General features: G+C 59.9%; 10 protein-coding genes. 6 read left to right on the top strand and 4 right to left on the bottom strand.

Annotated features, from left to right (window positions below; translation table 11 throughout):
- Window positions 1–19: 19 nt before the first annotated feature.
- Complete coding sequence (locus C4J84_RS13005; RefSeq protein WP_124435502.1) at window positions 20–691, top strand: DUF3313 domain-containing protein; 672 nt, start codon at window positions 20–22, stop codon at window positions 689–691.
- A gap of 54 nt (window positions 692–745) precedes the next feature.
- On the opposite strand, the gene C4J84_RS13000 is transcribed toward C4J84_RS13005, so the two are convergent.
- Together C4J84_RS13000 and C4J84_RS12995 are read right to left on the bottom strand one after the other, a co-directional pair.
- Complete coding sequence (locus tag C4J84_RS13000; RefSeq protein WP_124407255.1) at window positions 746–2,140, bottom strand: DUF1254 domain-containing protein; 1,395 nt, start codon at window positions 2,138–2,140, stop codon at window positions 746–748.
- Between the two features lie 107 nt (window positions 2,141–2,247).
- Window positions 2,248–2,604 carry a response regulator gene (locus tag C4J84_RS12995; RefSeq protein ID WP_124435501.1) on the bottom strand — a complete coding sequence of 119 codons (357 nt, stop codon included), beginning with the start codon at window positions 2,602–2,604 and terminating at the stop codon, window positions 2,248–2,250.
- 236 nt (window positions 2,605–2,840) lie between these two features.
- Between C4J84_RS12995 and C4J84_RS12990 the strand changes: the two genes are divergently transcribed.
- The 5 genes from C4J84_RS12990 to C4J84_RS12970 all read left to right on the top strand — a co-directional run bounded on the left by C4J84_RS12990 (window position 2,841) and on the right by C4J84_RS12970 (window position 9,408).
- Window positions 2,841–6,338, top strand: a complete 3,498-nt coding sequence (locus tag C4J84_RS12990) for a response regulator (protein ID WP_124435500.1) — start codon at window positions 2,841–2,843, stop codon at window positions 6,336–6,338.
- Entirely contained in the window at window positions 6,339–7,169 is an 831-nt protein-coding gene (locus C4J84_RS12985; protein WP_372237478.1) for a protein-glutamate O-methyltransferase CheR, read from the top strand. It abuts the gene before it with no gap.
- Window positions 7,166–7,765 (top strand): chemotaxis protein CheB, encoded by a 600-nt coding sequence (locus tag C4J84_RS12980; protein WP_124435499.1) that lies wholly within the window; start codon window positions 7,166–7,168, stop codon window positions 7,763–7,765. Before C4J84_RS12985 ends, C4J84_RS12980 begins: the two co-directional genes overlap by 4 nt.
- The gene (locus C4J84_RS12975; RefSeq protein WP_124435498.1) at window positions 7,759–8,952 is read left to right on the top strand and encodes a hybrid sensor histidine kinase/response regulator; all 1,194 of its coding nucleotides are present in this window, start codon (window positions 7,759–7,761) and stop codon (window positions 8,950–8,952) included. Before C4J84_RS12980 ends, C4J84_RS12975 begins: the two co-directional genes overlap by 7 nt.
- Window positions 8,953–9,030: 78 nt before the next feature.
- On the top strand, window positions 9,031–9,408 hold the full coding sequence (locus tag C4J84_RS12970; RefSeq protein ID WP_124367112.1) for a response regulator: 378 nt from the start codon (window positions 9,031–9,033) through the stop codon (window positions 9,406–9,408).
- 25 nt (window positions 9,409–9,433) lie between these two features.
- Here C4J84_RS12970 and C4J84_RS12965 read toward each other — a convergent pair whose 3' ends face one another.
- Both C4J84_RS12965 and C4J84_RS12960 read right to left on the bottom strand, forming a co-directional pair.
- On the bottom strand, window positions 9,434–11,104 hold the full coding sequence (locus C4J84_RS12965; protein WP_124435497.1) for a response regulator: 1,671 nt from the start codon (window positions 11,102–11,104) through the stop codon (window positions 9,434–9,436).
- Between the two features lie 2 nt (window positions 11,105–11,106).
- Complete coding sequence (locus C4J84_RS12960; RefSeq protein ID WP_124370772.1) at window positions 11,107–12,603, bottom strand: ATPase domain-containing protein; 1,497 nt, start codon at window positions 12,601–12,603, stop codon at window positions 11,107–11,109.
- Window positions 12,604–12,747: the final 144 nt, after the last annotated feature.

Raw genomic sequence — 12,747 nt, 5'->3', positions numbered from 1 at the left:
TCGATGGGGAGCTCCAACGATGAAACTCAGGCTAATGGTCGGCACGCTGTGCATCGCCTCGATCGGCATGGCGGGCTGCGCCAGCAAGGTCACGCAACCGGACGAATATTCGGGCTTTCTGTCGGACTACAGCCGGCTCAAGGAAGCCAAGTCGCCCTCCGGAGCCGAAGTGATGCGCTGGGTCGATCCCACACTGGACCTGAACCGCTACAGCGCGGTGTACATCGAACCCACGCAGTTCTATCCCAAGCCTCAAGCCACCCCCCGGATTCCAGACAGCACCCTGCGCGGCATCAACGACTATTACAACCAGGCCCTCAAGCGTGAACTGGCCCGTTCAATGCCGTTGGCAAATGGCCCAGGCCCCGGGGTAATCGTCGTGCGCGCAGCGATTACGGCCGTCGGCAGTAAAACCGAAGGGCTCAAGCCTTACGAGTTCATTCCGGTTGCGTTTGTCGCGGCGGCGGTGAGTACCGGCACGGGGATTCGCGACCAGGAAACCACCTTGGGCACCGAGGCGCAGTTCCTTGATGGCGCCAACGGAAAAGTGATTGCCCAGGTGGTGCGCAAAGGCACAGGGGAGCCCTTGGCAAACGACACTCAGGTGATGAAGGCCGGTGATGTGAAAAGTGTCATCGATGGATGGGCATCCGACCTGCATCAGTCTTTTCTGAAGCTCAAACAGCAATGACGCATAAACGCGCGACGGGAGGCCACTGTGAGTCGACTCCCGCCGCGCGTGGTGTTACTTGAGCGGCGTCAACGGCGGCAACGTCCATTGACTGATTTCAGGCTTGGGCAGGTAAATACGCAGCACCGCGAAGAACGGCCCGGTGGGGGCGGGCAGCCAGTTGCTCTGTTCGGCCTTCGGTGGCTCATGATGCTGCAGCGCCAGGGTCAGGCCTCCGTCGGCGTCCCGCTTCAGCTCAGGCAACATGCGTGAGTTGATCAGGTAACGTTTCTTGTGGTTGGGCACCAGCAACTTGGTCTTGGCGTCATACATGGTCAGCGACCAGAACGCATCGGCGGGCGGCAGCTGGTCCTTGGCAAAGTGCACGGTATAGCTGCGGCGTGCGCCGTTGGCCGGCTTGCCTTCGCTGTCATCGAAGTAGGTGAAGTAAACAGCTTCGTCGGTAGAGTTGCCGAAGATGCCCAGGTTGGCGCCGGCGTAACGGTACAGGTAATTGTTTTTCAGGCGGTCACGGCTGCCGAACAACTCGCCGCTGGAGACTTGGTGAGTGTCGATCTTGTCTTTCTTGAAAGCGGCGAACTCGGCCTTGCCGTCGGCAATCCCATCTTCCAGCGCTTTACGCTGTTCGGCGGTCAGCTGGTTCAGCTTAAAGGGCGCGCCGGGGGCGATGCCGATGGTGGCAAAACGCGCCAGCAGGTCCTTCTCACTGTCCTGCGGCGCCGCAAAGGCCAGCATGAAGTTCAAGTAGCGGAACAACTGCGGGCTGTCGCTCATGTTCGCCATTGGCTTGGGCCACTCGATCTTCGGCACTTTGGCCGGGGCCACTTGTTTCACGTAGCTGCTCAGCGGCTGCACTTTATAGCCGCTCTGGATTTGCTTGACCTTGCTCAAGTCTTTTTCATCGAACAGCTGGGTGCGATACAGCGCGTAGGCGATATTGCTTTCGCTGTAGACCACGCGATCGATGTCGACTGGCTGCTGACCCTTCCAGTCGGGCCCCGCGATCATGTAGTGACCGCCGTTGTTGCCGGTGCTGCGCGTGCCCAGGTAGGCAATGTTGTGGGTATAGAGGTCGATCAACTGCACCGAGTAGTAGCGGTTGTCTTCGACCTTGGGCAGGGTCAGCACCAAGGGTTCCTTGCGCAGATCCATCCAGACGAAGGAGTAGGGCGTGTCCGAGTTCGGGGTCACGAACGCGGTGTCCTTGGGGGTGAAAACCTGCGCGGTATTACCGATGTGATTGAACGCGGCCTTGTAGTTGACACCGCCTTTATCAACGGCCTGGGTATAGAGCGTCTTGTACATCTGCACCACAGGATAGCCGTACAAATAGGCTTCCTTGGCAATGGCCCGTGCTTCGGTCGGCGTCGCCGTGAAGTCGGCCCAGGCGCTGGTGCTCAGAAGTATCGAGAGGCTCGCCAACACCAGGCGCGCGGGTTGTCCAATCATGTTGTTGCGTCCTTCCAGAGTTCGTTTGACTGACGGGGAAATGAAGGCGATGAGTTTCCTGTTTTATTTCCCGGACGTCACGTTAAAACCTGCAAAAGGACAAGGGATCACGTGGGCAACATCGATTTGACTTTATCGCGCAGTTGATCGATCGAGAATGGCTTGCCAATCACTTGCATACCGGCTGGCACGTCGATGTTTTCGGCATAGCCGCTGGCGAACAGGATGGGCAGGGTGGGGCGCAGTTCGCGCACCTTGGTCGCCAGTTGCTTACCGTCCATATCCGGCAGGCCGACGTCGGTCATCATCAGGTCGATGACCGTGTCTTTGCCTTCGACAATCTTCAGCGCCTCTTCGGCATCGGCGGCCTCGAGTACCGTGAACTCCAACTCCTCAAGCACATCGACGATCAGCATGCGCACGATAGCGTCATCTTCGACAACAAGGATGGTGGAGCTAGACATAGTAAGGCGTTCCCAAAAAAGACGAGGTTTTTACCAGCGGCCGTTCTGACCGACCTGTTACTTGAGTAAGCGCAGGTTATCGACAAGTTCCGTCGGGCGGTAAAAACGATAGAAAAGACCAGGCAGAATAGCCTGTTCTATCGTAGGAATCTGTACCAAATCATTCCAGAAAAATGGTCTTGATCGTCACTTTGGGGCAAACTCGCGGTTTTTCCGCACTTGGCCAAGGCATGCCCATGACTCCCGCGTCGTCAGTTGATGAAAAGAGCTTCCGTAAACTCCTGAGCCGCAACGTGGCCCTGCCATTGGGCGTGGGTGTGCTCAGTGCGGTGTTTTTCGTTTTCCTGATCACTTACTTGCTGTCGGTGATCCAGTGGGTGGAGCACACCGACCGGGTCATCAACAACCTCAATGAGTCGTCCAAACTGACGGTCGACCTGGAAACCGGCATGCGCGGCTTCCTGATTACCGGTGACGAGCATTTCCTCGACCCTTACGAGGTGGCCAAGCCGCGAATCATTGCTGACCTGCGCAATTTGCAGGAATTGGTGGCCGACAACCCGCAGCAGGTCGACCGCCTCAAGCGTCTTGAAGCGTTGCAGGCAGAGTGGAACAACTACGCGCAGTCGATGATTGAATTGCAGCGCGACAGCGGCGACTTCCGCGGTGCGGTGAAGGCGGGCCGGGGTAAGCGCCTGACCGATGAAATTCGCAAGGAATATGACGACGCGGTGGCGATGGAGCAGCAGTTCCGTATCACCCGCAATGAAGAGGTCACCCGCACCACGGTGCTCAGCGTCACCCTGTACCTGGTGTTCGTACTCGGGCTCAGTGGGTTTCTGGCGTATATCGGCAGAAGAAATTTGCTCGAACTTTCAAACAGTTACAGCGCAAGCCTCGCGTCACAAAAGAAGATCGCCAAGCGCCTGGAGCAGCAAGCCTGGCTGCGCAACGGCCAAACTGAACTGGCCGAACAGGTGCTCGGCCAGCTGACCCTGAACCTGTTGGGCCGCAATATCCTGCAGTTCTTTGCCCAATACATGGGCTCGGCCGTTGGAGCGTTGTATGTGCGCGAAGAACACGGCGGGCTCAAACGCGTGGCCACCTACGGCTTCTCCCGCGAACAGGCGCAGCTGGAACAAGCGATCTACAGCGACGAAGGCATTGTGGGGCAGGCCGCCCAGCTCGATCGCCTGATCCGCCTGGACGACGTACCGGTGGACTACTTCAAGGTCAGCTCGGGGCTGGGCGAGGGCGCGGCCCGCAGCGTACTGGTGGTGCCGACCAGCGATGACGACCGCGTCAACGGCGTGATCGAGCTGGGCTTCCTGCGCCCGCTGGAAGAACGCGATGTCGAATTGCTGGAGCTGATCGCGGGCAATATCGGTACGTCCATCGAAGCCGCGCGCTATCGCCAGCGTCTGCAGGAAGTACTCGCTGAAACCCAGCAGCTCAACGAAGAGCTGCAAGTGCAGCAGGAAGAACTCAAAACCGCCAACGAGGAGCTGGAAGAACAGTCACGCATCCTCAAGGAGTCCCAGGCGCACCTGGAAACCCAGCAAGCGGAGCTTGAGCAGACCAACGAACAACTGGCCGAACAGACCCAGACCCTGGCCGACCAGCGCGATGCCATGGACCGCAAGAACATCGAACTCAACCGGGTGCAGCTGGAACTCGAAGACCGCGCCGATGAGCTGCAGCGCTCCAGCAAGTACAAGTCCGAGTTCCTCGCCAACATGTCCCACGAGCTGCGCACGCCGCTGAACAGTTCGTTGATCCTGGCCAAGTTGCTGGCCGAGAACCCCCAGGAAAACCTCAGTGCCGAACAGGTCAAGTTTGCCGAGTCGATCTATTCGGCCGGCAATGACCTGCTCAACCTGATCAACGACATCCTGGATATTTCCAAGGTAGAGGCCGGCAAGTTGGAAGTGCGCCCGGAAAACTCCAGCGTCGAACGCCTGGTGGATGGCCTGCGCGGCATGTTCGAGCCGCTGGCCAAGGATCGCAATCTGGGCTTCCAGATCGACCTGCAGGAAGGCGCACCGGCCTTGCTGTTCACCGATCGCCAACGCCTGGAGCAGATCCTCAAGAACCTGCTGTCCAACGCCATCAAGTTCACCGAGCAGGGCGATGTCAGCCTGACGGTGTCCCGTGCACCGGGGGAGGGCATTGCCTTTACGGTGCGCGACTCGGGCATCGGTATTGCCCAGGATCAGCAGGAAAGCATCTTCGAAGCCTTCCGCCAGGCCGATGGCACCACCAATCGCCGTTACGGCGGTACCGGCCTGGGCCTGTCCATTTCCCGTGACCTGGCTAACTTGCTGGGCGGCTACATCAGCGTGGCCAGCGAGCCGGGCAAGGGCAGCATTTTCACGCTGGTATTGCCGGAACAGTATGTTGAACGCGCTGAAGACGCCGCGCCGATCGAGGCCCCGCGCCAGGCCGTAGCGGTACCGGCCCCCGCGCCCGTAAAGGTTGCGACGTTGCCGTTAGCCGATGCCGAGCCGATCCCGCGCTTTGCCGACGACCGTGACAAAGGGCCATTCACCACCCGCTGCATCCTGGTGGTGGAAGATGAGCCGAATTTTGCGCGCATCCTCTTCGACCTGGCCCATGAGCTGGGCTACAACTGCCTGGTCGCCCACGGTGCTGACGAAGGCTACAGCCTGGCCGAGGAGTTCATCCCCGACGCGATCCTGCTCGACATGCGCCTGCCGGACCATTCCGGGCTGACGGTGCTGCAGCGTCTCAAGGCGCACGCCAATACCCGGCACATTCCGGTGCATGTGATTTCCGTGGAAGACCGCGTCGAAGCCGCCATGCACATGGGCGCCATCGGTTACGCGGTGAAGCCCACCACCCGTGAAGAGCTCAAGGACGTGTTCGCGCGCCTGGAAGCCAAGCTGACGCAAAAGGTCAAGCGCGTGCTGCTGGTCGAGGATGACGACCTGCAGCGCGACAGCATTGCCCGCCTGATCGGCGACGATGACATTGAAATCACCGATGTCGGCTACGCCCAAGCTGCACTGGACCTGCTGCGCACCAATGTCTACGACTGCATGATCATCGACCTCAAGCTGCCGGACATGCTCGGCAACGAGCTGCTCAAGCGCATGGCCACCGAGGATATCTGCTCGTTCCCGCCGGTGATCGTCTACACCGGGCGCAACCTGACCCGCGACGAAGAGGCCGAACTGCGCAAGTATTCGCGTTCGATCATTATCAAGGGCGCCCGTTCTCCGGAGCGCCTGCTCGATGAAGTCACACTCTTTCTGCACAAAGTCGAATCGCAGTTGTCCCATGACCGCCAGAAGATGCTCAAGACCGCGCGCAGCCGCGACAAGGTGTTCGAAGGGCGCAAGATCCTGCTGGTGGACGACGACGTGCGCAATATCTTTGCCCTGACCAGCGCCCTGGAGCACAAAGGCGCCGTGGTGGTGATCGGGCGCAACGGCCGCGAAGCCATCGACAAGCTCAATGAGGTCGAGGATATCGATCTGGTACTGATGGACGTGATGATGCCGGAGATGGACGGTTACGAAGCCACCGCCCTGATCCGCCAGGACCCGCGCTGGAAGAAGCTGCCGATCATCGCCGTGACGGCCAAGGCCATGAAGGACGACCAGGAGCGTTGCCTGGCGGCAGGTTCCAACGACTACCTGGCCAAACCGATAGATCTGGACCGGCTGTTCTCGTTGATTCGCGTATGGCTACCAAAGATGGAACGCATTTAAGTGGAGCGAAGTTTTTTGGACAAAAGCAGCGACATTGAGCTGCGCCTGTTGATCGAGGCGATTTACCTCAAGTACAGCTACGACTTTCGCGACTACTCCGGTGCGTCGGTCAAACGGCGGGTGGCCCACGCCTTGCGCCAGTTCGACTGTGCGACCATTTCCGCGCTGCAGGAGCGGGTGCTGCACGACCCGGCCGCGTTCATGCAGTTGCTGCAGTTCCTGACGATCCCCGTGAGCGAGATGTTTCGCGACCCCTCGCACTTTCTCGCGATTCGCCGGGAAGTGGTGCCGCTGCTCAAGACCTACCCGTCGATCAAGATCTGGATCGCCGGCTGCAGCACCGGCGAGGAGGTTTACTCCATGGCGATCCTGCTGCGCGAAGAAGGCTTGCTCGAGCGCACCATCATCTACGCCACCGACATCAACCCGGCCTCGCTGGACAAAGCCAAGCAAGGCATCTTCTCCCTGGAGAACGTGCGCGCCTACACGGCTAATTATCAGCAGGCCGGCGGCCAACGCTCATTTGCCGACTACTACACCGCAGCTTACGATAACGCGATCTTCGACAAGACGCTGCGCGAGAACGTCACGTTTGCCGACCATAGCCTGGCGACCGACAGCGTATTCTCAGAAACTCAATTAATTTCATGCCGCAACGTGTTGATTTATTTCAATAAAAAGTTGCAAGACAGAGCGTTTGGGTTGTTTCATGAGTCGCTGTGCCATCGCGGTTTCCTGGTGCTGGGCAGCAAGGAAACCCTGGATTTTTCCGCCTACAGCAAGCAATTCGAACCCTTGGTCAAACAGGAACGGATCTACCGCAAATTATGAGCGACGCTGCAATCACCCCGATCATCGGGATTGAAGCCATCGTCGTCGGCGCCTCCGCCGGCGGCGTGGAGGCGTTGCTGAGTATTTTTGGCGGGTTGCCGACTACGTTCGGCCTGCCGATCGTTGCCGTACTGCACCTGCCGGATGAACGTCGCAGCCAGTTGGCGGAGGTCTTTGCGCGGCGCTTGCGCATTCCGGTCAAGGAGGCGCGGGACAAAGAGTCGATCGAGGCGGGCACCTTGTATTTCGCCGGCCCCGGCTATCATTTGTCGGTGGAACACGACCGCAGCCTGTCCCTGAGCCAGGAGGACCGCGTGCACCATTCCCGGCCAGCCATCGATTTTCTCTTCGCCTCGGCCGCCGATGCCTACGGGCGAGGCCTGCTGGCGATCCTGCTGACCGGCGCGAACCAGGACGGCGCGCGCGGCCTGGCTCACGTCAAGCAATCGGGCGGCATCACCGTTGTACAGGACCCCGCTGAAGCCCGGATTGCCGTGATGCCCCTGGCGGCCCTGGCGTTGCACACACCCGACCATATTCTTTTCTTGAGCCAGATTGGCTCATTGCTGGCTTCCCTGGAACCTTCCCCATGTTAAGTACTGTCCAGGCCAAACTGCTGATCGTCGACGATCTGCCGGAAAACCTGCTGGCCCTCGAAGCGCTGATCAAGCGCGAAGACCGCCAGGTATTCAAGGCATTGAGTGCCGACGAGGCGTTGTCCCTGTTGCTGGAACATGAATTCGCCATGGCGATCCTCGACGTGCAGATGCCTGGCATGAACGGTTTCGAACTGGCCGAACTGATGCGCGGCACCGAAAAAACCAAGAACATCCCTATCGTGTTCGTCAGCGCCGCCGGCCGCGAACTCAATTACGCCTTCAAGGGCTATGAAAGCGGTGCGGTGGACTTCCTGCACAAGCCGCTGGATATCCACGCGGTGAAGAGCAAGGTCAATGTATTCGTCGACCTGTACCGCCAGAGCAAGGCGATGAAGCTGCAGGTCGAAGCCCTGGAGCGCAGCCGCCGCGAGCAGGAGCTGCTGCTCACGCGCCTGCAGGCCACCCAGGCGGAGCTGGAGCAGGCCGTGCGCATGCGCGATGACTTCATGTCAATCGTCGCCCATGAAGTGCGTACGCCGCTCAACGGGCTGATCCTGGAAACCCAATTGCGCAAGATGCACTTGGCCCGCGACAACGCCGCGGCGTTCACCCTGGACAAGATGCATGCGATGGTCGACCGCGATGAGCGCCAGATCAAAAGCCTGATCCGCCTGATCGAGGACATGCTCGACGTGTCGCGCATCCGCACCGGCAAACTGTCCATACGCCCGGCGCGCTTTGACCTGGCGCAACTGGTGCGCAACCTGGTGCATAACTTCGAGCCACAGGTCGCGGCTGCCGAATCGTCGATGCAGCTGGTCGCCGACGAGCCGGTGGAAGGCCATTGGGATGAGTTCCGCATCGAGCAGGTGGTCACCAACCTGTTGACCAACGCCCTGCGCTACGGCGCCAAGAGCCCGGTCGAAGTGCGGGTTTACAGCGAACACGGCGAAGCGCGCGTGGAAGTGCGTGACCACGGCATTGGTATCAGTGAAGAGAACCAGAAGCGCATTTTTCAGCAGTTCGAGCGGGTTTCGGTCAACCACGCGGCGGCCGGCCTGGGCCTGGGGCTGTTCATTTCCGAACAGATCGTCGCAGCCCACGGCGGGACCATCGAGGTCGAAAGCCAGATAGGCGAGGGCGCGCTGTTCCGGGTGTGCCTGCCGCTCCAGGCGGCGGCATGAAATCAATCGTCACCTGGACGCAACCTCTACGTGACCCCATGGTCGTAACACCAGCAATTGACCGAACAAAGGCTTCCCATGAGTGAAGATGCGCAAGATGTCGTACTGATCGTCGAAGACGACGAGTCCATTATGTTTGTGCTGGGTGAATACCTGGCGGGCCTGGGTTATCGGGTGTTGAAGGCGGTCAATGGAAAAGAGGCGTTTGAAATCCTCGCGACCAAACCGCACCTGGACCTGATGGTCACCGACTACCGCCTGCCCGGCGGCATTTCCGGCGTGCAGATCGCCGAACCGGCGCTCAAGGTGCGACCGGAGTTGAAAGTGATCTTTATCAGCGGTTATCCGCAGGAAATTCTCGACTGCGACAGCCCGATCACGCGCAACGCGCCGATCCTGGCCAAGCCGTTTGACCTGGATACGCTGCACGAGCATATCCAGCGCCTGTTGGCCTGACGTCCTCCAGGGCTGCCGTGCAGCCCTAGTCTCTGATCATCTCGCGCACCTTCTCGGTCAGCAGGTCGAACGTGAACGGCTTGGTAATCAGTTGCATGCCGGGGTCCAGAAACCCGCCACGCACCGCCGCATGTTCGGCATAACCAGTGATGAACAGCACTTTGAGGTCAGGGCGGATTTGTCGACCGATTTCCGCCAATTGCCGGCCATTCATGCCAGGCAGGCCAACGTCGCTGATCAACAGGTCGATACGCTGATCGGATTCGATGATCGGTACCGCCGTGCTGGCGTCACCGGCTTCGACAAAGGCGTATCCCAACTCTTTGAGCACCGCGCTCACCAGCACCCGCACCGCCGGGTCATCTTCGACGATCAGGACGGTCTCTCCGTCATTGGCGAACGGCAACAAGGCCGGATTCACCGCCGCATCCTCAACCATTTCCCCGACAAAGCGCGGCAGGAACAAACTGACGGTCGTGCCCTTGTCCACTTCGCTGTGCAGCGTGACGTGCCCCCGGGATTGACGGGCAAACCCATAGATCATCGACAGCCCCAGGCCGGTGCCCTGGCCGATCGGCTTGGTGGTGAAGAAGGGGTCGAACACTCGGCCCATGACACTCTCGGGAATGCCGCAGCCGGTGTCACTGACGCTTAACTCGACGTAGTCACCCGGGCTCAAAGTGCCATAGGCGGCGGTGAACACGCTATCGAGGTGACGGTTGGTGGTTTCCACGGTGAGGCTGCCGCCGCTGGGCATCGCGTCACGCGCATTGATCACCAGGTTGAGCAGGGCGCTTTCCAATTGATTCGGGTCGGCTTCGGCCGTCCATAGCGTATCGCTCAGGCGCATTTGCAGGCAGATACTTTCATTGATACTGCGTTCCAGCAGCTCACCCATGGAGGTCACCAGTTTATTGATCTCCACCGGTTTCGGGTCCAGCGACTGCCGGCGCGAAAACGCCAGCAGGCGATGGGTGAGGCCAGCAGCGCGGTTGGCCGAGGTGACACCCAGGTCGATCAGGCTGTCCAGATCGTCCAGCTTGCCCCGCGCCACACGCCGGCGCAGCAGTTCCAGGCTGCCGATAATGCCGGTCAGCATGTTGTTGAAGTCATGAGCGATGCCACCGGTCAATTGGCCGACGGCTTCCATTTTCTGCGACTGGCGCAGGGCTTCTTCATTGCTGCGCAATTGCGCGGTACGTTCTTCCACTTGCTGTTCGAGGGTTTCCAGGGTGCGTTGCAGGCGCAGTTCACTGGCGCTCAGGTCGACCAAGCGGTCCCGGGCTTCGTATTGCCGGCGCCGCCCACGCAGGGCGGTACTGACCAGGCTGATCAGGGTCACCGGGTGGAAGGGGCGCTCAAGGAAAGTGACATTGCCCAGTAGCCCGCTTAGGTGCGACGAGCCATTTTGCTCGCTGCCGCCGTGATGGGTCATCAGCACAATGGGCAAGTCCGACCAGGCCGGCTGCTGGTGCAGGTACTCCAGCAGCGGCTCCATGTCCACGCCGCGCAAGGCTTCGGCGGCAATAATGAGCAAGCCGGCGCCCTCATGCAGCGCTTCGCACAAGTCGGCAAGGCTTCTGGCTACCATGCCATGATAGCCGGCCTCATTGAGCATCATCAGCGCCAACGAGCTGTCGCGGCCCACAGGCGCAAGAATAATGGCCCGTTCAAAGACTGAAGAAAGGGGCGTCACACTTACTCTTCCTTGAGCAGAGGCGAGCCGGCGCCCATGTAGATCGGAATGCCGCGCAGCACGCCCTGGAAATTATCCAGGGGTTCGCCAACGGTCATGCCGCGACCGCTGATGCGGTACTCGCGAATCGTCGACTCATGGCTACCGGTGCGTTTCTTGATCACCGAAATGGCCCGACGGACCTTTCCCAGTGCCTCGAAGTAACGCAGCAGGATCACGGTATCGGCCAGGTAGGTGATATCGACGGGGGTCTGCATATCGCCGACCAGGCCATGCTGGGCGACGGTCATGAACGTTGCGGCACCACGCCGGTTCAGGTACAGCAGCAGTTCGTGCATGTGCAGGATCAGCGCGTTCTCTTCCGGCATGGCCGCCTGGTAGCCGTTGATGCTGTCGATGACTACGGTTTTGATGCCGCCTTCGTCCACGCAACGCCGTACTCGGTGAGAGAATTCCCCAGGGGACAGCTCTGCCGCGTCGACCTGTTCGATCAACAGGTTGCCGGTGGCCTGCATCGCAGCCAGATCGATACCCATGTTCTTCATGCGCTCGAACAGCAAGCCCATCTCTTCGTCAAAAATGAACAGCGCGGCCTTTTCGCCACGCTCTACGGCGGCTGCAGCGAAGACCATTGAAATCAGCGATTTGCCGGTGCCGGCCGGGCCCAGGATCAGGCTGCTGGAACCCGTTTCGACGCCGCCGCCCATCAGCGCATCGAGTTCGGGGATGCCGCTGCTCTTGGTCTGGCGTGTATACCCACCGCGATGTTCGGCGGCCACCAGGCGAGGGAACACATGTACACCGTCGCCCATGATGGTGAAATCATGAAAACCGCCACGGTATTTCTGGCCCCGGTATTTCACCACCCGTACCCGGCGCCTTTCGGCACCGTAGCTGGGTGTCAGTTCTTCCAGGCGAATCACGCCGTGGGCCACACTGTGAACGGTTTTGTCGAGGGATTCGGTGGTCAGGTCATCGAGCAGCAGTACCGTGGCGTCATACCGCACGAAATAGTGCTTGATCGCCAGGATCTGCCGGCGATAGCGCAGGGAGCTCTGCGCCAACAGGCGGATCTCCGACAGGCTGTCGACCACTACGCGGGTCGGCTTGACCCGTTCCACTACCTCGAAAATCTGCCGCGTGGCTTCGCCCAGCTCAAGGTCCGAGGAGTACAGCAGGCTCTGCTGATGCTCGGCGTTGAGCAGGCTTTCCGGCGGGGTCAATTCGAAGATATGGATGTTGTCGTCCAGGTCCCAACCATGGGACTTGGCGCCTTGGCGCAGCTCATGTTCGGTTTCGGACAAGGTGATATACAGCGATTTTTCACCGTCTTTCGCTCCCGCCTGCAGAAAGTGCAGCGCGACGGTGGTTTTACCCGTGCCCGGCTCGCCTTCCAGCAGGAACAAGTGGCTGCGCGATAGCCCCCCGGAAAGAATGTCATCAAGACCTTCGATACCAGTGGCTGCCTTTTCACTTAAAAGCGAATTAGATGTAGACAAGAAGTGCCCTCAGGTCACGTACAAGTTGGGTGCGCACCGCTGTGGCGCGCCATATTCACTTGACCGTGTCGACCTGTGGCGGTTCAACGTTTTGGATTATTTGTACGCGGCGCCGGCATCTTCTACGCATTTTTTTGAGCGCGG

The sequence above is a fragment of the Pseudomonas sp. R11-23-07 genome, assembly GCF_003852295.1.
GTDB lineage: Bacteria > Pseudomonadota > Gammaproteobacteria > Pseudomonadales > Pseudomonadaceae > Aquipseudomonas.
This window is presented reverse-complemented; position numbering and strand designations above follow the sequence as displayed.

Bases quoted from the DNA above. Each gene is read 5' to 3' on its own strand.
- C4J84_RS12990 (WP_124435500.1), top strand. From the start codon at position 2,841: ATGACTCCCGCGTCGTCAGTTGATGAAAAGAGCTTCCGTAAACTCCTG.
- C4J84_RS13000 (WP_124407255.1), bottom strand. From the start codon at position 2,140: ATGATTGGACAACCCGCGCGCCTGGTGTTGGCGAGCCTCTCGATACTT.
- C4J84_RS13005 (WP_124435502.1), top strand. From the start codon at position 20: ATGAAACTCAGGCTAATGGTCGGCACGCTGTGCATCGCCTCGATCGGC.
- C4J84_RS12975 (WP_124435498.1), top strand. From the start codon at position 7,759: ATGTTAAGTACTGTCCAGGCCAAACTGCTGATCGTCGACGATCTGCCG.
- C4J84_RS12995 (WP_124435501.1), bottom strand. From the start codon at position 2,604: ATGTCTAGCTCCACCATCCTTGTTGTCGAAGATGACGCTATCGTGCGC.
- C4J84_RS12970 (WP_124367112.1), top strand. From the start codon at position 9,031: ATGAGTGAAGATGCGCAAGATGTCGTACTGATCGTCGAAGACGACGAG.
- C4J84_RS12980 (WP_124435499.1), top strand. From the start codon at position 7,166: ATGAGCGACGCTGCAATCACCCCGATCATCGGGATTGAAGCCATCGTC.